Origin of the sequence: Allorhizocola rhizosphaerae (assembly GCF_003426775.1) — a bacterium.
Taxonomy (GTDB): Bacteria; Actinomycetota; Actinomycetes; order Mycobacteriales; family Micromonosporaceae; genus Allorhizocola; species Allorhizocola rhizosphaerae.
Window position 1 is genome coordinate 20,318 of the sequence record NZ_QJUG01000013.1, and the last position, 21,390, is coordinate 41,707.

The 21,390-nt window shown below is 65.7% G+C and carries 21 protein-coding genes and 1 tRNA gene; 10 read left to right on the forward strand and 12 right to left on the reverse strand.

The window, feature by feature from the left end; all coding sequences use genetic code 11:
- The first annotated feature begins 331 nt into the window (after window positions 1–331).
- Window positions 332–1,330, forward strand: a complete 999-nt coding sequence (locus DM816_RS04165) for a bifunctional lysylphosphatidylglycerol flippase/synthetase MprF (protein WP_117208714.1) — start codon at window positions 332–334, stop codon at window positions 1,328–1,330.
- A 28-nt stretch (window positions 1,331–1,358) separates the two neighbouring features.
- Window positions 1,359–1,523, forward strand: coding sequence for a hypothetical protein (locus DM816_RS42175; RefSeq protein ID WP_162907107.1), 165 nt, complete (start codon window positions 1,359–1,361; stop codon window positions 1,521–1,523).
- Here the strand turns inward: DM816_RS42175 and DM816_RS44190 are convergent.
- From DM816_RS44190 to DM816_RS04200, 7 genes are all read right to left on the reverse strand, one after another.
- Window positions 1,520–2,200 carry a DNA-3-methyladenine glycosylase family protein gene (locus tag DM816_RS44190; protein WP_246001532.1) on the reverse strand — a complete coding sequence of 227 codons (681 nt, stop codon included), beginning with the start codon at window positions 2,198–2,200 and terminating at the stop codon, window positions 1,520–1,522. The genes DM816_RS42175 and DM816_RS44190 overlap by 4 nt on opposite strands.
- Window positions 2,197–2,712 carry a methylated-DNA--[protein]-cysteine S-methyltransferase gene (locus DM816_RS44195; RefSeq protein ID WP_117208715.1) on the reverse strand — a complete coding sequence of 172 codons (516 nt, stop codon included), beginning with the start codon at window positions 2,710–2,712 and terminating at the stop codon, window positions 2,197–2,199. The genes DM816_RS44190 and DM816_RS44195 overlap by 4 nt, the downstream gene beginning before the upstream one ends.
- A 104-nt stretch (window positions 2,713–2,816) precedes the next feature.
- Entirely contained in the window at window positions 2,817–3,164 is a 348-nt protein-coding gene (locus DM816_RS04180) for a VOC family protein (protein ID WP_117208716.1), read from the reverse strand.
- A 223-nt stretch (window positions 3,165–3,387) separates the two neighbouring features.
- Entirely contained in the window at window positions 3,388–4,377 is a 990-nt protein-coding gene (locus DM816_RS04185) for a VlmB-like protein (protein WP_117208717.1), read from the reverse strand.
- Window positions 4,374–4,892 (reverse strand): flavin reductase family protein, encoded by a 519-nt coding sequence (locus DM816_RS04190; protein WP_162907108.1) that lies wholly within the window; start codon window positions 4,890–4,892, stop codon window positions 4,374–4,376. The genes DM816_RS04185 and DM816_RS04190 overlap by 4 nt, the downstream gene beginning before the upstream one ends.
- On the reverse strand, window positions 4,889–5,410 hold the full coding sequence (locus DM816_RS04195) for a hypothetical protein (RefSeq protein ID WP_117208719.1): 522 nt from the start codon (window positions 5,408–5,410) through the stop codon (window positions 4,889–4,891). The genes DM816_RS04190 and DM816_RS04195 overlap by 4 nt, the downstream gene beginning before the upstream one ends.
- A gap of 29 nt (window positions 5,411–5,439) precedes the next feature.
- Window positions 5,440–6,579: an acyl-CoA dehydrogenase family protein gene (locus DM816_RS04200; RefSeq protein WP_117208748.1), complete on the reverse strand. Its 1,140-nt coding sequence runs from the start codon at window positions 6,577–6,579 to the stop codon at window positions 5,440–5,442.
- Window positions 6,580–6,784: 205 nt separating this feature from the next.
- On the opposite strand from DM816_RS04200, the gene DM816_RS04205 reads away from it, so the two are divergent.
- Together DM816_RS04205 and DM816_RS04210 are read left to right on the forward strand one after the other, a co-directional pair.
- A complete protein-coding gene (locus DM816_RS04205) occupies window positions 6,785–8,158 on the forward strand; it encodes a pyridoxal phosphate-dependent decarboxylase family protein (protein ID WP_117208720.1) in 1,374 nt (457 codons plus the stop codon).
- A gap of 64 nt (window positions 8,159–8,222) precedes the next feature.
- Complete coding sequence (locus tag DM816_RS04210) at window positions 8,223–9,020, forward strand: AfsR/SARP family transcriptional regulator (RefSeq protein ID WP_117208721.1); 798 nt, start codon at window positions 8,223–8,225, stop codon at window positions 9,018–9,020.
- A gap of 8 nt (window positions 9,021–9,028) precedes the next feature.
- On the opposite strand, the gene DM816_RS04215 is transcribed toward DM816_RS04210, so the two are convergent.
- From DM816_RS04215 to DM816_RS04235, 5 genes are read right to left on the reverse strand one after another with little or no spacing between them, the layout of a single operon-like run.
- Entirely contained in the window at window positions 9,029–9,484 is a 456-nt protein-coding gene (locus DM816_RS04215) for a nuclear transport factor 2 family protein (RefSeq protein WP_117208722.1), read from the reverse strand.
- Window positions 9,485–9,533: 49 nt separating this feature from the next.
- The gene (locus DM816_RS04220) at window positions 9,534–10,217 is read right to left on the reverse strand and encodes a thioesterase II family protein (protein ID WP_117208723.1); all 684 of its coding nucleotides are present in this window, start codon (window positions 10,215–10,217) and stop codon (window positions 9,534–9,536) included.
- A complete protein-coding gene (locus tag DM816_RS04225; RefSeq protein WP_117208724.1) occupies window positions 10,214–11,740 on the reverse strand; it encodes a long-chain-fatty-acid--CoA ligase in 1,527 nt (508 codons plus the stop codon). Before DM816_RS04225 ends, DM816_RS04220 begins: the two co-directional genes overlap by 4 nt.
- The gene (locus DM816_RS04230) at window positions 11,737–15,447 is read right to left on the reverse strand and encodes a type I polyketide synthase (RefSeq protein WP_117208725.1); all 3,711 of its coding nucleotides are present in this window, start codon (window positions 15,445–15,447) and stop codon (window positions 11,737–11,739) included. The genes DM816_RS04225 and DM816_RS04230 overlap by 4 nt, the downstream gene beginning before the upstream one ends.
- Complete coding sequence (locus DM816_RS04235; protein WP_246001534.1) at window positions 15,444–15,821, reverse strand: acyl carrier protein; 378 nt, start codon at window positions 15,819–15,821, stop codon at window positions 15,444–15,446. Before DM816_RS04235 ends, DM816_RS04230 begins: the two co-directional genes overlap by 4 nt.
- Window positions 15,822–15,981: 160 nt before the next feature.
- On the opposite strand from DM816_RS04235, the gene DM816_RS42180 reads away from it, so the two are divergent.
- From DM816_RS42180 to DM816_RS42185, 6 genes are all read left to right on the forward strand, one after another.
- Window positions 15,982–16,068: transfer RNA gene (locus DM816_RS42180), tRNA-Arg, on the forward strand.
- Between the two features lie 83 nt (window positions 16,069–16,151).
- Window positions 16,152–16,532 carry a cupin domain-containing protein gene (locus tag DM816_RS04240; protein ID WP_117208727.1) on the forward strand — a complete coding sequence of 127 codons (381 nt, stop codon included), beginning with the start codon at window positions 16,152–16,154 and terminating at the stop codon, window positions 16,530–16,532.
- Between the two features lie 12 nt (window positions 16,533–16,544).
- Window positions 16,545–17,798, forward strand: coding sequence for an LLM class flavin-dependent oxidoreductase (locus DM816_RS04245; RefSeq protein ID WP_117208728.1), 1,254 nt, complete (start codon window positions 16,545–16,547; stop codon window positions 17,796–17,798).
- On the forward strand, window positions 17,798–18,580 hold the full coding sequence (locus DM816_RS04250) for an alpha/beta fold hydrolase (protein ID WP_117208729.1): 783 nt from the start codon (window positions 17,798–17,800) through the stop codon (window positions 18,578–18,580). The genes DM816_RS04245 and DM816_RS04250 overlap by 1 nt, the downstream gene beginning before the upstream one ends.
- 232 nt (window positions 18,581–18,812) lie before the next feature.
- Window positions 18,813–19,721 (forward strand): ADP-ribosylglycohydrolase family protein, encoded by a 909-nt coding sequence (locus DM816_RS04255; RefSeq protein ID WP_117208730.1) that lies wholly within the window; start codon window positions 18,813–18,815, stop codon window positions 19,719–19,721.
- 652 nt (window positions 19,722–20,373) lie between these two features.
- Window positions 20,374–21,390 carry a papain-like cysteine protease family protein gene (locus DM816_RS42185; RefSeq protein WP_211588539.1) on the forward strand — a complete coding sequence of 339 codons (1,017 nt, stop codon included), beginning with the start codon at window positions 20,374–20,376 and terminating at the stop codon, window positions 21,388–21,390.

A 21,390-nucleotide genomic window follows, 5' to 3' on the forward strand; every position in this document is an offset into this window, starting at 1 on the left:
GCATGACTGATCGGCGGCGGGTAAAGAGAAACGCCAGGCCGTGTAGCCTGGCGTTTCCTTGTGGTTAAGGAGCGGAGAGGGCAGGATTCGAACCTGCGTGGGGTGCAAAACCCGACCAGCCGGATAAGCCGGCCTCCACTAGGCCGCTATGGAGACCTCTCCTGGTTTCCGTTCAATTTTCGGTGTTGAGTAAAGCATGCCATGGCGGCCTGACGCGGGCCTGACCGGACACTGATGCGATTCCGCGTCTTATCGACCCCCTTGCAAGGCGCCGATAATTGTGCATAGCGTAGCCATGGGGCGGGCCCTATTTTCTGGACGGAGTTTCCCTATGACAGAGGTTCTGACAAAGTCAGATGTGGCCCTGGACGCTATCCAGAGCTATACGGACGCCGACAACCCGAGCGCTTTCCTGGCCGTCAACGAAGGCAATAGCTACTTCACGATGCCGGGCGTGCCGGGTGTCATCGTCTATCGCGAGACCGGCCGCTATGTGGTGCAGTTCGGTGGGCCGTTCGCGCCCGAGGGCGCCCGTGCGCAGCTGCTCAAGGGGTTCGTGGAGTGGGCGGCCGAGCGGCAGCGCGAGATTGTCGCCGTACAGCTGCAGGCGGCCGACGCCAAGGAATATCTGGACGAAGGGTTCGTGGTCAACCAGATGGGCGCCTCGTTCGCCTTGCGGCTGCCCGAGTTCTCCCTGGCGGGGACCAGGTTTATGCAGCTTCGCAACAAGATTGCCCGGGCTCTTCGAAGCGGGCTGGCGGTGCGGGAGGTGCCCTACGAGCCGTGGGCCGATCAGATCAAGCAACTCGACGGCGCCTGGCTGGGCACGAAAGGCGGCGCCAAGCCGTTGGAGTTCCTGGTTGGGCAATGCGGGGGGCCATACCAGCACCTGCGCCGGCTGTTCGTCGCCGAGAACGCCGGCCGGGTCGTCGGCTACATCTCGTATTCGCCCGTCTACGGTTCGCGTCCGGGTTGGATGCACGATCTGAGCCGCCGCCAGCCCGACGCGCCCCCAGGGGTCATGGAGGCCATCAACAAGACGGCAATCGACATCTTCAAGCAGGAGGGCGTGCAATGGCTGCACTTCGGCTTCACCCCGTTCACCGAGCTGGAGTCGCAGCCGAAGTTTCCCAATTACAGTAAGGCTTTCCACTGGTTCATGTCGCATCTGTGGAAGAACGGGGAGATGGTCTACCCGGCACAGACCCAGTTCGCCTACAAGGACAAGTGGGCACAGGACATCGTGCTGGGGGAGTACATCGGCTTCCAACACGGCCGGGCCAGCATCCCGGCGCTCATTCACATCTTCCGGGCCTGCAACGCCATCTAGGCTGGCGGGCCTACCAAGGAGGGACACCATGGCGACCGAGAAAGAGATCGCGGCAGCGGGTGACAAGTTGTTCGAGATGTTCGGCGCGTGCGGGGAAGCGCCCGACGACGTGGAGGTCGGCCGCCAGGCCGATGCCGCGTTGCAGCGGCTTGAGGACCTCTTGCGCGACAACCGAGAGAAGACACGTCGCTAGTGCTGTGGCTGTGGCGGGCCGCCGCCGGGGCCGGCGACCTCGGCCGCCCGCCACAGGTACCAGCTGGCTGCCGTGCGGAACGGCGCCCACTTCTCGCCCGCCTTCTCCAGCTCGGCGCGGCCGGGCAGCTCCTTGGTCCGATAGATGATCGTGTACCCGCGCCGCAGCCCATAGTCGTCATAGGGCAGCACGTCCGGGCGGCCCAACCGGAAGATGAGGAACATCTCCGCCGTCCACTGGCCGACCCCGCGCACCTTCACCAGGTTTTCGATGATCTCCTCGTCGGGCATCTTTCGGATCTTGGCCAGCGTCGGCAGCTCGCCGGAGTCCGCGCGGGCCGCGAGATCCAGCAATGCCAGGGCCTTCGCCTTGGACAGGCCGGCACCGCGCAGCTGCTCCTCGGTGGAGCCGAGAATCTGCTTGGGCTTGGGCCGTTTGCCGTTGGGCGAGTAGAGTTCGCACACCCGTTTGAAGATGGTGGCGGCCGCCTTGCCGGTCAGCTGCTGGTAGACGATGGCCTCGGCGAGCATGCCGAACACGCTGTCGGCCGGATTGATCACCATGTCGAAGGGGCCGGCGCGGTCGATGAACTTCGCCAGCACGGGATCGGCCCTTTTCAGATGCGCTATCGCCTTCTTGGGGTCGAAGCCGAGATCTGGATCTGGATGCTGTGTCACGACCGGTTCTCCAAACGCAACAGGTGGGCCTTGGTGACGACTCCACCGTTGGCGGAGAAGCCGCCGAGCTTGCCGCCGGCCGCGACCACGCGGTGGCAGGGCACGATGAGCGCGAAGGGGTTTCGTCCCAGCGCTTGCCCGACCGCCCGGGCAGCGCCTGGGGAGCCGGCACGGGCGGCGATCTCGCCGTAGGACAGCGTGTCTCCGGCCGGGATGGTCCGCGTCGCCTGGTACACCTTGCGGTGGAAGGGCGAAACGCGCTCCATGTCCAGCACGGCGGTGGACAGGTCGGCTTCCTTGCCGTCGAGCAGGTCGGCGAGCGCGGCGATGGTTTTGCGCAGCCTGGCCGGCGGTGGGGCCTCGACCGCGCCGGGAAGCATCCCGGCGATGCGCGCCCGGGTGGCCCGCACATCGGACTCGGGCAGCTGGACAGCGGCGATTCCCTTGTCGCTCCAGGCGATCCCGCAGGAACCGAGAGCCGTGTCGAAGAGCGTGAACTGATAATCGGTCACGGAGTCCTCCCATGAGCAAGCCAGGTCCGTCCTCAAGGATCCGGACCCGGCATACCCTCAGCCGCCTTCGTCATACGGCAACAACGCTCCAGCTCGCGGTGTGGTTACTCCGCCACGACGCAGAACTGGTTGCCGTCGGTGTCGGCGAGCACCACCCAGCCGCTGTTCCCGTCGGCGAAGCTGTTCACCTCGGTGGCGCCGAGCTTCTTGATCCGCTTCACCTCGCCGTTCATGTCGCTGGCATACAGGTCCAGGTGCAAGCGGTTCTTGCCCTTCTTCGGCTCGGGCACGAGGAGCAGCGAGATCCCCGGGCCGCCCTTGTTCGGGTCCTCAAGGTAGGTCGAGGTGTCGTCGGAGGAGGAGACCTGGTACCCGGTCACCTTCTGCCAGAACGCGGATGCCTTCTCCATGTCATTCGTGTCGATGCCCACGTTACCGATGCGGACGCCCATCTGGTCCTCCTTAGGCAGCCGTAATTGTGGATAAAGCGTGCACTGGTGCCTATATCCAGCGCTCGGTCGATGAAACATTCAGACTTGCGGTGATTCGAGGCGATCAAAAGCGGCGTACGGCGCGAGCTCGGCGGGGATCGCGATCGATCCGCCGGCACGCTGGTTCTGCTCCAGCAGTGCGGCCAGGGTACGTCCGGCGGGCAGCCCGGACCTGCCCGCCGTGCTAAAGGATGCGTGGGGCTTGGGCCCGCAGCAGATCGATCGCCTCCGGGATGCCCATGTACGCCAGGCGCGCGTCGGCGAGCTCTTCGTTCCAGCGTGCCGCGATGTCCCAGCGCTGCTCCGGTGTGGTTTCGATCAGACGGGTGCCGGGGAACAGCTCGTAGTCGCGTAGAAGTTCCCGATGGTCCTGGATGCCTTCCTGGTAGAGGCGTTCGCGATGCATCACGAACTCCTTGTCCTCCAGCTGCTCCCACAGCTTGCGTCCCCGTCGCAGGATCTCCAGCACGTGTTCACGGGATTCGGGGTGGTCAATGAGATGCTGGCGGACCACGGAGCTGCCGACGGCGAGGTGGCGGATCTCGTCAATGGCCGCCCCCCGGGCGATCTCGCCGGCCACCGGGTCGAGCACTCTCCACTTGAGCTCGCTGAGCTCGGTGGAGGCGGCCAGCACCCCCTCGATGATGATCGCGAAGGCCACCACCCCGCCTACGAAGTCTTCTTCGTGCCGGGTGACCTGGGTCGCGAATTCGCGGATGGGGTTGAGGATTTTGCTGGTGTACTCGGCGCCCACCGCGCGAATCCATTCGATCAGCCCATCCTTGGGATGGCCGAGGTCGATCAGGTGATTGCGGAAGATCATGTGATGGCGGGCCTCGTCCAGCAGTTGGGTGCTGAAGAATTCAAGCTCCGGGATGCCGGGCGCGGTGGCGACATAATCGGCCAGCACACGGGTAGCCGCCTCTTCATCCAGTGACCGGTAGATCAGTTCGAGGGTGAGCGCTTCGCGCAGCGGGCCCGGGGTGCGCATGTACTCCGGCGTCTGGACTGTGCCGGAATGCCCCAAGGGACGCCCCCGCAGGGTCCCCTGCGCCACCTCGGTGAACCAGTAGGCCAGGTCGCATCGTTCGACGGTCAGTTCGACGTTGGCCGCACCGTCCAAAAGGGATGGGGCAGCGTCCCAGTCGGCCTCGGCGGCGACGACATTGGTCATGGTGGTCCTTCCTTAGGGGGTTGGCGGATGACCGAACCGGCGAAGCTGATCAGTGGCGTGCCGTCATAGTGGGCACCGGAGACGGCTTGAGCCACGAGCAGATCATGATCGCCAATGTGGTGATCGTCGAGCACCTCGCAGGTCATGTGGGCCAGGCACCCTTCCAACAGGGGCGCACCGGTCAATGTGCACGCCCGCCACGCGACGGCCTGGAACTGGGCATCGCCCGGCCGCCGCTGCGGGTCGGCGAACCGGCTGGCCAGCCACCCCTGCTCCTCTGCGAGGACGTTGACGCAGAAACGCTTGGCGGCCTTGGCCATCCGCGTGAACCCGGAGGGGCTGCGCAAGCAGGCGCCCAGCACCAACGGGTCACGCGACACGGGCACGATCGCGCTCACCGTCGTGCCGTGGCGCAACCCGTCGTGATTGACGGTCAGCACGGTGACGCCGGAAGCGATGCGGCGCAACGCCTCTCGGGCCAGATCATGGTTTGATGCCAGCGAGGCGGTGGTCACCGGTTCGCTCCAAGCTTGGCCGTTTCGGGCATCGCAGCGGGTGACGTCGGCGCCGGTACCCGCGCCTGCGATTGCGAGCCTGCCCGCATGGCGCGCATCAACTGCTCGTAAATCGGGTTGGGCATGGGTTCGAAGGGCAGGCCGAACGGCTTGAGGAAATTGCCGAAGAGCCCGCGGTCACCGAAGACGTGGAACGGGATGGCCAGCAGCGCCCATTCCGGGCCGATCAGCAGCATCCACAAACCCACCACGGCCGCCTGGGTGATCAGGCTGTGCATCGTGTTGTACAGCACGTAGTACGCCTTGGAGATCCGGCCGTCCTTGCTGCGCCGGAACGCGATCGCTCCGGGAATGTAGCCGATCAGATCGATATACAGGAATAGCAGGATAAAGGGTATCCATCGAATCTCGCCGAAGTGCAGGACGATGAGCACGATCGAGGCCACGAAACCGACGAGGTACTCGGCTCGGTGTAGCCGGAAGGTCGTCGGTGTCTCGAACGGGTTTTTCTGATCCATGGGACAACTCCTTTCGCGGTGCCTGCGGATCAGGTCAGACGGAGCGGGTGCCCCTCGTAGTACTCGGCCAACTGCTCGGCCACGCTCACCCGCGACGGGGGATGGAAGGCCAGTGCGCGCACCGCGGAGCTGAGATAGGAGATATCGAACGACCGCATGAAGGCAAGACCGCCGAGCATCTCCACGGTGTCGTCCATCAAGCTCGCCAGCAGGTCCTGGGTGGCATAGCGGGCGGTCAGCACCGCGGCGACGGATTCGTCGCCGCTGAGGCCGTCATCGATAGCCTTGGCTGTGCCGTCGACCAGATTCACCGCCGCCTCCAGCCGCACGCCCAGCGCCGCCCGGCTTGCCGGGGTCCCCCGATCGTTGTGCAGCACCATTTCCACCAGGGCCGAGGCGGTGCCGATATAGGCGGCCGTGGTGAGCAACTCAAACCAGGTGAAGCCCGCGGTTTGCAGGTCGTCGAGGCGGTGCAGGTCCTCCGGGGTGCTGCTGATCACGAGTTCCGTGGGGACCTTGACATTGGTGAGGGTGACCTCGTGGCTCTGTGCCGCACCCAACACCGGGTTGGTCCAGAACGGCTTGGTGGAGATGCCGGGCGAGCCGGCCGGGATCAACAGCAACGCCAGGCTGGGACGGCCGCCATCATCGGTGATCGCGACGCTCGCGGTGAGCACGTCCATCGACGCCGACAGGCTGCACGGCTTCTTCGAGCCGTTGACGATATAGCCGTCATCGCTTTTCTCCGCCACCACCGTGGGCAGCAGGATGTTCTGGTCGGTGCGACCTTCGGCCCAGCCGGAGGCGAGCAGCAGACCGTCGGTGGCGATTGCGGACATGAGCTTGAGCTGTTCCGGGGTGAGCCGGTCGGCCGATGCGGCGAGGCTGAACAACATGGCGACGGTGAAGTGATGCATCACGGAGGCGACCGCCAGCGACGGTGAGAGCGAGCCCACCGCGCGCTGCACCTTCACCGCGTCGGCGGCGCTGGCTTGCGGCCCGGCATACTCCTGCGGCACAAGCAGACCCGGCCCGCCATGCCTGCGGTAGATCTCCACCACCTGGCTGTCCGCGCTTTCGCGGTCGGCCAGCGACAACTTCTTGAGCGCCCTGATCAAGCCCGGATGATACTTCTCGCACGTCTTACGGGCGTCCTTCAAGGAGCGCAATTGCTTTGCGTTGGAAGCCATATGGACTCTCCTACCGGCGTTGACACTCCAGGCAGTATGGCAATTTCGGCTTACCGCGCCCTGATCCTGGCCTGACGGCACCATCCTGGCCTGAGGCACGATCCTGGCCTGATGGCACGTTCATGAATGCGTCAGCGGACGATCAGCAGGACGGACGTAGATTCATGTCGGGAGGTATGTGGACATGGGTATGGATGCTCTGGAGCTAGCGTCGCGACAAGCGATGTCCTATCTGGCTGGACTGGGGGAACGCCGCGTGGGTGCCACAGCCTCCGCCTCCGAGCTACGCGCGCTGCTGGGTGGGCCGTTGCCGCATAACGGTTCCACCGACTCCGACACGCTGGATGTACTTGAGCGGGTGGACGCCGCCGGGGGACTGGTGGCCAGTTCCGGACCACGCTATTTCGGCTTCGTGGTCGGCGGCACCCGCCCGGTGTCGATCGCGGCTGACTGGCTGGTCAGCGCCTGGGATCAGAACAGCGGCGTGTTCGAGCTTGGCCCAGCCGTGGCGGTGGCCGAACAGATCGCGGCCGAGTGGCTGGTGGACCTGTTCGGGCTGCCGTCGGGCACGTCGGTGGGGTTCCCCACCGGCTGCGCCATGGCCCACGTGACCGCGCTGGCGGCGGCCCGGCACCATGTGCTGGCCAAGACCGGCTGGGACGTGGAGACCGATGGGCTGCAAGGTGCACCTGAGGTCACCCTCGTCGTGGGCGAGCACCGTCACCTGACCATTGACTTGTCCCTGCGCTATCTGGGTTTCGGCACCGGCCGGCTCAAGGTGGTGCAGGCCGACCGCCACGGCCGGATGCGGCCGGGACTGCTGCGCGAGATACTGTCCAAATGCAGCGGTCCCGTGATCGTCTGCGCACAGGTGGGCGAGGTCAACACGGGAGCGATCGACCCGATCGCTGAGATCTGTGAGGCGGCACATGCCAAGGACGCATGGGTTCATGTGGACGGTGCGTTCGGCCTGTGGGCCGCGGCCAGTCCCAAGCTCCGGCCGCTGGTCGCCGGCCTCGATCAAGCAGACTCATGGGCCAGCGACGCGCACAAGTGGCTCAATGTGCCCTACGACTGCGGTCTGGTCTTCGTGGCTCGCCCGGAGGCGCATGCCGGGGCGATGCTCAACCAGCGCGCCGGCTACCTTCCGTCGGCGGTCGCCGACAAGCGTGATCCGATCGAGTGGGTGACCGACTTTTCGCGGCGAGCGCGCAGCCTGCCCGTGTGGGCCACGCTTCGCACGTTGGGCCGCAACGGTATCGCCGAACAGGTCGACGGATGCTGCGAGCTTGCCCGCCGGTTCGCCAACCGACTGCGCAAGATCGACGGTGTGCAGGTGCTTAACAAGGTGGTCCTCAATCAGGTCATGGTGCGCTTCGGCGACAGCGACGTCTTGACCCGGCAGGTGATCGACCGCTTGCAGCAAGGCGGGGAATGCTGGTTCGGCGGCACGACCTGGAACGGGCAAGCCGCCATGCGGATCTCGGTCACGTCATGGCAAACGACCGCCGTCGATGTCGATCGGGCGGTCGAGGCCATCCGGGCCGCCATGAAGTGAACATGAATTGAAAACTGGCATTTGAATTTTGTTTAAAACCGGGCGTGGCGCGGAAAATCGGCCTGTGCTCACCTTTTCTTTGCTCGGTACGATCGAGATTCGAGGCGTTGGTCACGTCATCCGCCCGCTGCGGCCGATGCGGCAGACACTCCTGGCTGCCCTTTTATCGGCGGAGAGCAAACTCGTGTCGGCCGACCTGCTGGCAGAGGAGCTATGGGGCACCACGCCTCCCGCCAAAATGGAGAACGCGTTGCAGGCCCAGATCAGCAGGTTGCGCCGGACCCTGATCAGGATCGAGCCGGATCGCCATGAGTGCAGGCTCATCAGTGCCGCGGCAGGATACCGGTTCGCGGCGCATTGGAGTGAGATCGACGCGGTGGCCTTTGTGCACACCATTGAGCTCATCCGCGCACGCGGTGGGGCGGACCTCGCACGTGACATCGCTGACCTGAGAAGCGCTCTGGCGCTGTGGCGGGGGCCGGTCTTCGGCGGCCTGTCCGGCGGCCTGCTGTGCCAGACAGCCGCGGCCAAATACGAGGAGGCACGGCAGGCGGCGCTGGAGATGCTGTATGACCTGGAGCTCAAGAGCGGTGCACATGCGAAGATCCTCCCCGAGTTGGCGGAGCTGGTGGCGAACAACGGCATGCAGGAACAGTTCTGCAGCCTGCTGATGGTGGCCCTCTACCGGGTGGGGCGACAAGCCGATGCCCTCAACGTCTACCGCGACCTTCGCGAGCGCTTCAACGCCCAGTTGGGGATTGAGCCCTCCCCGGTGTTACGCGAGTATGAGAGGGCCATCCTCAACCATGATCCGCTGTTGATGCGGTTCGACTACGACAAGGTGGCAACGCAACGACGCTAGTGCGCGGCTTACTGCCCGGCCGCCACGGGGATGGGACTGGCCTTACGGGTGACCTTGCCAGTCTCGTCGAAACCGTCGTTGTACCTGAACGCGGTGGGGATGCGGTCATGGAATTGGTAATCCTCGACGATGAGCCCGTTTTCGTCGAGCGCCACCACGTTCTGCCCGGCCATCTGCAGGTCGCCGGTGTCGCGGTGGACCATGGCCCAGTTGAAGCGGACCAGGTTGTGGTGGCCGATGGCGGTGTAGGCGGGCCTGAACACGTATCCCATCGGGTGGTACAGATCGGCGGTGTAGGTGACCTGTTCGGCGATTGCTTCGCGTCCGCGGAACGGGTCGCGCCGGTAGAAGATGTATACGGCGTCGGGGGAGTAGAGTTCGTCCACCTTGCGGCGGCGGGCCTGTGGGTCGGTCTCGTTCCACAGTGCGACATAGCGCTCGGCAAAGGCGTTGGGAGACATCATGTTTGAAGTGTCGCAAGTGGCCCTGGCTGATCGCTGACGTGACGCTTACTCAAGGCATCCTCTGCTGGATCACCTGGACCAGATCGGCGGCCACGGCTTCGCCCTGTTCGCGGATGAAGAAGTGCCCGCCGGGGAACTCGCGGCAGCCGAGGTAGGCCGGTGTGCGTTCGGCCCAGGCACGCATCGCGCCGGCCGGCACCAGCGGATCATCGCTGCCGGCGTAGGCCACGACGGGGCAATCCAGTTTGGCACCGTCGTCGCGGTAGCCGGTGACCACCGCGATATCGGCCTGCAGCGCGTCGGTGAAGGCAAGCTCCGCCGTGACTGCGGCGCGGGCACTGTCACTGGCGATAGGAAGGCCCGTTGGCGACCACGCGGCGGCGGCGACCAGGGATGGCCCGGCGAGCCCGGCCGCGCGGAGGGCGACGCCGAGCCGGTAGGCCAGAAGGGCACCCATGGAATGTCCAAACAGGACATAGGGTCGCTCGTCCGGCTCGGACTCGAAGATCTCCACCAGCTGCTCCAGCAACGGCTCGAGCGAGGTCAGCAACGGCTCACGATGGCGCTCGTGGCGCCCGGGGAGATGCACCCGCTGGCATGCGATGCTGCTGGGAAGCAAGGTGGGCCAGCGGCTGTACATGCCGATGCCGCCACCGGCGTAGTGAAACAGGAACAGCCGTACCGTCGCCTCGGGATCGACCTCCGGCGGGCGCAGCCACTGACCCGTGGTCATGGGGTCGCGGGCGCCGTTTCCTCGCGCAAGACCCGGCGCAGCACCTTGCCGGTCGGGTTGCGCGGCAACCTGTCCACAAAGGAGTACCCCGTCGGGATCTTGAAGTCGGCGAGCCGGCCGCGCAGGAACACCGCGAGCTCACGAGGGGTCACCCGCTGGCCGGGGCGCAGCACGAGGGCGGCCCGCACGGCCTCGCCCCAGCGCGGATCGGGGACCCCGAAGACCGCCACATCCGCCACGGCTGGGTGCTCCCGCAGGGCGTTTTCGATCTCGACCGGGTAGATGTTCTGCCCCGCCACGATGATCGTGTCGTTGATCCGGTCACGCAGGAACAGGTACCCGTCGGAATCGAGAAAGCCCGCATCACCCATGCGTAACCAACCGTCGGACATCATCTCCGCGGTGGCCTCGGGTTTTTGCCAGTAGCCGAGGAACGCGGCCGGGCTGCGCAGCATGATCCGGCCCACCTGGCCCGGCGGCAGCGCGCGGCCGTCCTCGTCAACGATGCGCACCTCGTTGCCGGGGCAGACCCGGCCGGCCGAAGCGAGCTTGGGGTTGCCCGGCGCGTGCTCGGCCCCGGTCAGGCACGTGACGAAGCTGCCGGTCTCCGCCGAGGCGTAGGCCTGCACCAGCTCGCAGGGGAAGCTTTCGATGCACCGGCCAAGAAGATCGGGATCGATCGGAGAGCCGCCGTAAACTATCTTGCGCAGCGAGCGGAACTTGTGCCGCGACGCGGCGGGCTCGGCCAGCATCATCTGCAGCATGGCGGGCGCGGCCCAGATCAGGCTCACCCGCTCGCGCTCGATGAGCTCGACGGCTTGCTCGGCGATGAACATGCGGGTGACGACGTTGGTGGCCCCGACGTTGAAGCAGTGCATGAACCAGGCGTAACCCCCGGCGTGCAGGCCGGGAAAGCAGCTCAGGCTGCGATCGCTGGGAAGCCAGTCGATCCAGTCCAACCCCTGTCGGCGCATGTTGGCGATGAAGGTGAAGAACGTGCGGTGCGGCAGGACGACGCCTTTGGGCAGGCCGGTCGTGCCGCTGGTGTACATCTGCGCCACCGGGTCCTCCGGGCCGGTCCCCGGGTCGAGGTCGGCCTCGGGCTGATCGCTTTTCCAGGCGGTGAAACCGTCCATCTGCACCACGGTGCGCAGGGCCGACAGGTCCCCGCGGACCCGATCCGCCACCTTCACGAAGTCCCGTTCGACGAACAGGATTTCGGCACCCGAGTCGCGCAGGACGTGGTCGACCTCGGCCGGGGTCAGCCGCCAGTTCACCGGGACCAGGACGGCCCCGGCCTTGGCGCAGGCGACGGCGAGGTCGTAATAGTGTTCGGATTCGCGGCCGAGGTAGCCGACGCGGGAGCCCGTATCCACACCCGTTGCGAGCAGCGCATGGGCGGTCTGGTTGGTCGCCAGATGGAACCGGGCATAGGTCACCTGCCGCCCCTCGCACGTGATCACGACCGCGTCCGGGCGCTGCTTGGCGTGCAGGGCCGAGCGGGCCCAGATCGTCTCGCTCATGAGGTCGCCTCCCGCCGCGAGTCCACGTGGTCGGCCAGCGACTCCAGGGTGGGATGGTCGAAGGCCGCCGTCGCCTCAAGCTTGACCCCGAACTCCTGTTCCAGGGTGGCCCGAAGTTCGTCGGCGCCCAGCGAGTCCAGGCCCAGTTCCAGGAACGTGGTCCCGGGGCCGATCGCGGTGGGATCGTCCAATTGCAGCAGTTGCGCCACCGCCGAGCGGATGGCCTCGTGCGGTGCGAGCTTCTTCGGCGTGGGCTTCGGCCTGCTGTCCCGCGCGGCCGGCCGGGCCTGTGGCGTGCTCAGCCGGGTGAAGCTCAACCCGATGATCTCCGCGACCACCTCATCGTCCTGCAACAGCAGGACGTCGACGGCGAAATCGGCGGAACCGGGTTCGGCCACCGCCATCGCGGCCCGCAGTGTGTGCGCCCGCGGCTTACGGAAGATTCGGGCCGAGCCGATGCCCACGCCCATCAGGTTCTGGCCCGCCGCCAGCGCGGCCATGCCGTGAGTGGCACTGTCCAATATGGGCGGTGACATGTGCTGCGGGCTGGTCGCGTCGGGAACATCGAGCTCGCTGAGGGCCAACTCGCCGGTGTGGCGGCTCATCGTGCGCACCCGTCGCAGCCCGGGACCGTAGTCCAGCCCCATCTGCGCGTAGGCGGCATACACCTGCTCGGGTGTGAGCGTGTCCTCGGCCGTTCCCGGATGATTGACACGGTAGCGCAGGTCGGTGCCGCGATCGCTGAGCGTGAGCCCGGGATAGGCGCTGATCGTCGCGGTGGCGTGCAGCCGCTCGACGTCGCCGTACCGACTCACGATCTCGACCCAGACCGTCCCATCCGGACGTTCGATCGCCCGGGTCCGCACGTCGACGGGTTCCTCGCCCACGTACAGCGCCTCGGTGAAGCAGACGTCCTCGATCGGGCGGCTCGTTTCCCCATGGATGGCGTCGCTGACCTCAAGGAACATCTCCAGGTAGAACGCGGCCGGGACAAAGGCGCGCCCGCGCATTCGGTGATCTTTTAGGTACCCGAAGGAGGCACTGCTGAGCTGGGAGCGGAACTCCGTGACGCCGTCGGCGTGCGCGGCCCGCACGCCCAGGGGTGACTGCGGCGACGCCGCGCCCAGCCCGTGCCGGGGACCGTGGATCGGCAGCCAGTAACGCTTGTGGTCGAAGACGTATCCCGGCAGGGCGATGCGACGCCCGGCGCGTCCCTCGTGGTAACGCGGCCACGAAATGTTGAGCCCGGCGGTGTAGACCTGAGCCACCGCCCGGTGCACGTCGCCGCCGCCGCCGACCCAGCGGTGGCCTTCCTCCGGTGCGCTCTGGCGGGCCAGCGCGGTGAGCGCGGAGGACGGCCCCACCTCCAGCATGAGGTGCTTGCCCCGGCCGGAGATGGTCTGGATACCCGCGGCGAAGTCGACCGGCTCACACAGGTGCTTGACCCAGTACTCGGCGGTGGCCAGGTCACGCGGCATCGCCACGGCACCGGTGAGGTTGGAGATCAGGGTCAGGGAGGGTTCCTTGAACCGGATCCGCCGCAGCGCCTCGGCGAGCCGCTCGGTGATCCCGGCCATGAGCGGGGAGTGGAATCCGGTGGAGACCTGCAGCGCGGTCACGCTCAGGCCGTCGGAGCTCAGTTCGGCGGCGAACTTGTCCAACGGTTCCTTCGCACCGGACACCACAGTCTGCCGGGGCGAGTTGATCGCGGCGATGGACAGGTCGGGCCACCCGGAGAGCAACGGCGCGATCTGTGCGGCGGGCGCCTTGACGGCGAACATCCCGCCGGGCACGGCGATCGACTCGATCAGCTTGGCCCTGGTGACCAGAAAGTCGATCCCGTCTTCGAGGCTGAACAGGCCGGCGACGGCCGCCGCGATGATCTCGCCGACGCTGTGTCCAATCAGGACATTGGGCCGGACGCCGAACGACATCCACAGTTTGGCCAACGAATACTCGAAGGTGAACAGGGCGGAGTGGGTGTGCAGGGTGGTATTGAGGATCTCCATCGGCCGCGGATCGAACATGAGATCCCGAACCGACCGCCCCAGGTGCGGGCGTAGCAGCGTGTCGCACTCGTCGACCATCCGGCGGAAAAGCGGGAACTGCTCGTAGAGCTCCCGGCCCATGCCGGGATGCTGCGCGCCGGAACCGGTGAACAGCAGCGCCACCTTGCGATAGGCGACGCCGGAATCCGGCGCCGGCTGCCGTTGCAGCCACGCACCCAGGGAGCCGGTGTCGTGCGCCACGGTCGCCAGCCGGTGAGGGAAGTGGGCGCGGCCGACATTGCGGGTGTAGCACAGATCGGCGATGCCGACGCCGGGGTGCTCGGCCAGGAACTCCTTATACCGGTTGACTTGCAGCGCCAAGGCTGCCTGACTCTTGGCCGAGAGCGTGAACACATGATCGCCTCCTGCGGGAGACTTTTCGTGGCCGTTGACGGACGGCGGCGCCTCTTCCAGCACGGCCACCCCGATCGCCCCAGCGAGCCCGAAGCTGTTGACCGTCGCCCGCCTCGGCTCGCCGTCGCTTTGCCACGGCTCGCAGGTGCTCGGAATCGCGATCGGGTAGGCATCCCATGGGATGCGCTTGGAAAGGGTTTCGTAGCGATGCGGATAGATGGTGCGACGATCGAGCTGGAGCACAGTCTTTATCAGGCCACCGATTCCGGCGGCCGGTTCCATGTGGCCAATGTTGGATTTGAGCGAGCCGACCACGATCGGGCGGCGGCCGGGGGTGGCGAATACCCCGTTGATGGAGCCCAGTTCGATGGGATCTCCGAGGGGGGTACCGGTTCCGTGTGCCTCGACATAGGACACCTCGGCCGGACTCACCCCGGCATCGGTCAGCGCCGCCCGCATGATGGCCTCCTGCGCGGCGCCATTGGGCGCGGTCAGCCCGGCGCTCTCACCGTCCTGCCCGATCGCCGTGCCCCGGATAACCGCCAGCACCCTATCCCCGTCGCGCTGCGCGTCGGGGAGCCGCTTGAGCACGACGACCCCGCAGCCCTCGGCGCGCGCGTAACCATCCGCGGCGTCATCGAACGCCTTGCACCGGCCGTCAGGGGCGAGGACCTGACCGGCCGAAAGGATCGTGAAGATCCGCGGATGGTGTAGCGCGTTCACTCCGCCGCACAACGCCAGATCGCACTCGCCGTGGCGCAGTCCTTGCACCGCAAGGTGCAGCGCGGTCAGCGAGGATGCGCATGCGGTGTCGGTGGTAAGGCTGGGCCCGCGCCAGCCGAGGAAGTAGGACAACCTGCCGGACAGGGCGTAGGCGCCCATGCCGGTGGCCAGTTGCCCGTCGAGCTCGGCGTAGGGCACGGCCTCCAGCTCGAGCGCGAAGTCGAACGGTGTCGCTCCAATGTAGACACCGCTGTTGCTGTGCCGGGTCGCGGTCGGGTCAAGGTTGGCGCTCTCCAGCGCCTCCCACGCCGTCTCCAGCAACAGGCGCTGCTGGGGATCCACATAGACGGCCTGTTTCGGCGCGATGTTGAAAAACGGCGCGTCGAACTCGTCGATGCGGTCCAGGAAGCCGCCGGCCGTGGTGGTGATGCCGTCGAACGCGTCGACCTCCCAGCGGTCATGGGGCAGGGGGCCGATGCCCGAGGAACCGGCACTCAGGAAGGCGTCCAGGCCGTCCAAGGTTGTGCTCCCGCCGGGGAAGCGCAGGCCCGCGCCGATGATCGCGATACCGTCGCCGGTCATTTTCCGCACACATCCCTCATCACGTCGTCCCACAGGGCGCGGTGTTCCGGCGGCTCGCCGGACGTGTCGCCGTGAGCAGACTCGATGAACAGGTCGGGGAGCACCTCGTCGGCCAGGTAATGCGTCATGCTGTCGATGGTGGGATTGTTGAACACCACCGTGGCGCTGATCTGACAAGCCAGCTCCGCTTCGAGATGTTCCTTCGCCTCCGTGAGCTGCAGCGAGGTGAGCCCCATGTCGAAGAAACTTTCCGAGGTGGACAGCTGTTCATCCTCGCCCATCAGGAGCGACGATTTCAGTACAGCGATGATCATCGACTCCAATGCTTCGCGCCGTTCGGACAGGGGCAACGACCTCAGCCGCACAATGCTCACAGTGGATTGCATAGTTAAGTAGTAGCTCCCGCATGTGATGTTGCCCTGACCCTGCACTGACGCGTGGTGCGGATCCGCCGGTCAGCGACGGGCAAGTCAATCGTCAGCGCCCTCTGGCAGAGTTCAATACGCCAGGCAGAACAACCACTGAAACAACCACGGAGAGGTCTCCGTAGCGGCCTATCGGAATCCGGGTTCTGCCCGGGGGAGCCTCTGGCTCACGCAGGTTCGAATCCTGCCCTCTCCGCTTCGAGGAGCGCGGTGAACCGTCCGGGAGGTTCACCGCTGTTCCCATGTCCATCAGTGAACTCGCGTGATTGAGGGAGAACAATGGCAGCCGAAGCCCGTAAGATCAACGTAACTCGGCTCTACACCGACGCCGTCGGCGAGTCGCATTTTCTTGACGAGACGCTGGAACTTCAGGAAGCCAACTTCGCGCCACCGGCGCCGCCGATGTACCTGTCGTCGCCCGTCGAGGCCAAACAGGCCGTCTTTCTGCTGCTGCCCAGCGGATACTTCGGCGACCTGCACCCGGCCCCGCGGCGGCAGCAGATGACGCTCGTCAACGGGGAGCTCGAGGTGCGCGTCAGCGATGGCGAGGTCCGCCGGTTCCGTCCCGGTGAGACGGTTCTCGTGGAGGACACGTCCGGCAAGGGGCACGCGACCAAAAGCATCAACGGAGAATCCGTCGTCTTCGTCGTCCAGCTGTGACGGGACCGTCTCATGAAAATCACCTTGTTTGAGCAGGCCGCCTACCGCTACCTGCCACCGGACTTCGCCGAGCACCACGACTCCGTGTGCGATACCCCCTACTCGCTTGTCACGCACGACGGCATGTACTCGTCGATGCGCAACTTCCTCGACGAGCTGATGTTCGGTGCACGCAGCGGGTTCGACGGCATCGCGGTGACCGAACACGCCCAAAGCAGCTACGACCTGATGCCCAACCCCAATGTGGTGGCCGGGATCCTGGCCTACCAGACCGAGCAGGAAGAGCTTGACGTGGCGATCTTCCCGATGGGACGGTCGCTGGGAAAGACGCGCGAACCCGTGCGGGTCGCGGAGGAGTACTCGATGCTCGACGTCATCAGCGGTGGCCGGCTGGTGGCCGGCTTCCCGGTCGGGCTCAGCTACGACGCCAGCCTCAATAACGGCATCCCGCCGATCGACGTGCGCGGCCGGTTCAACGAGAACCTGGATCTGGTCCTGCGCAGCTGGCAGGATCCCAAGCCGTTCGCCTTCAACGGCAGATACAGCCAATATCCACAGGTGAACATCTGGCCCCGGCCGTTGCAGCAGCCGCCGCCGGTCTGGCTGACCGGCGTGGGCAACCCGGCCACGATGCAGCTGATCCTCAAGCGGGGCTTTGGTTTCACCTTCTTCGGCTTCGCCGGCAGCAAGCTGACCGCGCAACGCATCTTTCCGCGTTTCTGGGAGCTGGCCGATGAGGCCGGCCTCGAACACAACCCATACCAGGTCGGCTTCCTGCAGCACATCGCCGTGGCTGAGACCGACGAGCGGGCCGAACGCGAGTACGCAGAGCATGTGGAGTACGCCTTCCACACCGGGCTGGGCGCCATCCCGCCGCAGATGCTGGCCCTGCCCGGTGGGATCGACATCCGCGGAGTCCAGGCGCTGCTGCGGGATCCGTCGGACTTCGGCATTTATTGGCAGATGCGCCAAGCGTCGCTTCGCGACCTCATCGACAGCGGGACCGTCATCATCGGAAGCCCCGAGACCGTGGCCGACCAGCTCACCGACCTGTGCCGGCAGCACCGCATCGGGAATCTGCATGCCCTGCTCGGATTCGGCTCGATGCCGCGCGAGCTGGCGATGCGCAATATCAAGCTGTTCGCCGACGAGGTGGCTCCGCGGCTGCGCAATCTGTGGCAGGGCAGTGGCTTCGAGCATCACTGGTGGCCGGAGCGGCTTGGCGGCACGCTCCGCCGGAATCTGGGAGAGAAGGTGTCGGCCTGATGGTAAAGACAGAAATCGTCGAGACCTGGGGTGGCAAACTGCCCATCACCGTCAGCGTCGCGGGCGCGGGCCAGCCACTGCTCTACCTACACCAGGCCGCCGGCCTGGCTTGGGATCCGTTCCTGCAGCACCTGAGCGAGCGGTACACCGTATATGCGCCACAGTTTCCGGGGACCACGCCCGGCAACCCGTATGCCATCCACACCGTCGACCACCTGTGTGACCTGGTGCTGATATACGAGGAGCTGGTGCGCCACCTAGGGCTCAACCAGCCGGTGGTGATCGGGCAGTCTTTCGGTGGCATGCTCGCTGCCGAGCTGGCCGCGCACTTCCCGACTCTGCCCAGCCGTCTGGTGCTGCTGGCCCCGCTGGGTCTGTGGCGTGACGACGCGCCCGTGGCCAACCTGCTGGCTGCTTCCGCAGATCGGTTGCCGGGGCTGCTGTTCCACAATCCAGAGGTTGCCGCCGCCGCGCTGGCCATGCCCGAGGATCCGGAGGCGGCCGTGACGGCGACCTCGCAGATGGTGTGGTCGTTGGGCTGCGCGGGCAAGTTCTTCTGGCCGATTCCCGACCGCGGACTGCGTGGGCGGCTGCATCGCATCACGGCCCGCACCCTGGTGGTGTGGGGAAGGCAGGACGCCTTCGTGCCGGTGAGCTACGCCGACGAGTTCGCCGCGATCGCCGACAGCAAGGTGGTGGTGATTGAGGACAGCGGGCACCTGCCGCAGATCGAGCAGTTCCAGCAGACCTCATCCGCGGTGGACGATTTCCTCGTCCGCTGAACGTGACGTTTGCACTCGTCGGCGGGGTTCGTGCCTAGCCGGGTCAGTTTGCGGACGGGCATGGGTTTCTCCCCCGGTCGGCGGCGTGGCGTGCCAGCCGCAGCGCGCCCTTGTCGCCGACGTAGGCGAAGCGGCTGGATGATGTGGCCTATGTCGACATGCGGCCATTGGGTCCGGGCGGAAGGGTTGCCAGCGGCATGGCACTCTGGTGGACGTGCGTGCGACTGGTTCTATGTTCGGTCTTGCTTATGGTGATGCCCTTGGCAAGCCGGTCGAATTCAAGAAGTATCCGGCTATTGTGGCCGCTTTCGGGCCCGGTGGTCCGACCGAGCTGCCGAAGAAAGCACTGGTGACCGACGATACGCAGATGGCTTTGGCGGTGGGTTGGGCGCTGCTCAAGGACGGCGATCTGGTGCAGAATCTCACCGCTAACTTCATCACGTGGATGAAGTCGCCGGATAACAACAGAGCTCCGGGAAACACTTGTATGCGGGCATGTTTGAAGCTTGACTACGGGCTGCCGTGGCAGCAGGCGAGCATCCGCAGCTCGAAGGGCTGTGGGGCGAACATGCGGGTGACGCCTGTGGGGCTGGTGAAGTCCTATGACGACGACACCGTGGCCTATATCGCGCAGCTGCAGGCGGCGATCACCCATGGGCATCCGACGGCGCTGGCCGCGGCGGAGCTGACGGCGTTCGCGGTGCGGTTTCTGATAAACGGCGCCGCTCTCCACGAGCTGCCGACGCTATTGATTGAGCGGTGTCGCTCGCAGCGCGACGTTATGCGATTGGATGGCTTCAGCTCGCCGGACGGGTGGGACGAATGCCGAGCAGCACTGGAAAACGTGAAGGTAGCACTGTCTGCAAAGGATGACGGCGGGGACGTCTGCGCGAAGACGGGCGAGGGGTGGATCGCCGAAGAGGCGCTGGCGTCGGCGCTGCATGCCGCGCTGCGACATCCCGATGACTCGGTGGCCGCGCTAGGGCGCGCCTGCGCCACCAACGGTGACTCTGACTCGATCGCCTGTCTGGCCGGCGCTTTCCATGGCGCGGCGTATGGGATGGATATCTGGCCCGTGGAGTGGAGCAAGAGGATTGAATACCGCGACCAGCTGACCCGGCTCGGCGCGGCCTGGGACTGAAGTCGCAAACCATTGCCCATCCGCCTCAGAGCCTGGTGGTAAAGGGTGTCAGTGAGCTGTTGCCCCGATCCTCGTGGATGACTGACGGGGATGGCGACCACGAAGCATGTCCATATTGGACAGGAAGGCGGGATCCCCGCTATAGAAGAGGTTGTCTAGGCCTTTGTTCTGTGGCAAGGAATTCCGCCCGTGTCTTTGCACCCTATCGGATCGCTGATGCCGGATGCGCGGCCGGTGATGTTCCAAGCCCAGGAGATCGTCTCGTCGGTGCCGGGTCGCGGTGATCATAGAGCTAAGTTGGCTCGCGGAAGGCAAGTGTCAGGCTTCGCGTCCCGCCGCCGGAGCTCGAGGTGGCGCGCCGCGGTGGTCAGGAAGCGGACGCGCTCCGGAAAGGACGGTCATGTGTAGCGTGCCCGCCGTCGACAAGATTCGTCAAATGGTCAACATTCAAGATATGGAAAATGACATCGCCACAACGCCTTGCAGGAATCGATAAATTGATTGATACTAATTACCGGCCGTGAGGAGCCAAGCACGTTCGGTGAAACCCTACCTCCACCACCCGTGTCGCTGTCCTTCGCCGTGCCAGCGGAACGGAACTCTGGCCTGCGCCAGAGTAACCCCTCAAGACGGAAAGGGAACCATTATGCCCTTGTCAGAGGCGGACCTCAGGAACCTCGGGGACACGCCCATCACGTTCGAGTCGACGGCATACCCGGAAGTGTTCCTGCGCATGGACGGCACCGGGGTGAACAGTCAAACCAGTAGCGGCGGCGGAAAGGTCAACTGTAACTTCCGCCCCGCCGACAAGGAGAAGTTCAAGCTTCGCTCCCAGGCCGACGGTACATTCTCGATCGAGTCGATCGCCTTTCCGAACGTGTTCCTGCGCGTGGACGGCAGCGGGGTGACCTCCCAAACCACCAACGGCGGCGGCACAGCCAACTGCCAGTTCAACGCCAACGGCGGCATCTACGAGAAGTTCAGACTCCGGCCCCAGGCCGACGGTTCGTACTCGGTCGAGTCCGCCGCCTTTCCCAACGTGTTCCTGCGTATGGTCGGCACCGGGGTGACCAGTTACACGGCTCAGGGCGGCGGGCTGGTCAACTGTCAGTTCAACGCCAATGGCGGCAGCGACGAGAAGTTCAAGCTCCACATGGCCGATCAGAGCCTCAACTTCGCCAACGCCGAGATCCAGCAGCGGAACATGTGGTGCTGGGCCGCGAGTTCCATCAACATCGAGAAGTTCTACAACCCGGCCTCCGCGTGGACCCAGTGCACCCTCGTCAACGACCAGTTCGGCTTGAACAATTGCTGCGGCGACGCGGGCGGGGTGGCCCCATGCAACAACGGGAACTGGCCGACCGGGTCGCTGCGGCGGATGAACCACCTGCGCGAGGAGCTATTCCGAGCCCTGACACCCGTGGAGGTCGCTGCCGAGTTGGCGAAGTCGCAACCGATCGGGGTCGACACGCATTGGGAGCGCGGCGGAGGACACATCGTCGTCATCCGCGGACGCTGGGAGTCCGGCGGCACCGAGTGGCTCAGGATTCACGATCCCTGGGACGGATTCGTGGACGTGACGTTCAATGTTTTCCGGGACAATTACACCGCCAGCCGCGGGGTCTGGTCCCGCAGCTACACGACCGCGCGCCAAGCCCAAGGAGCTTAG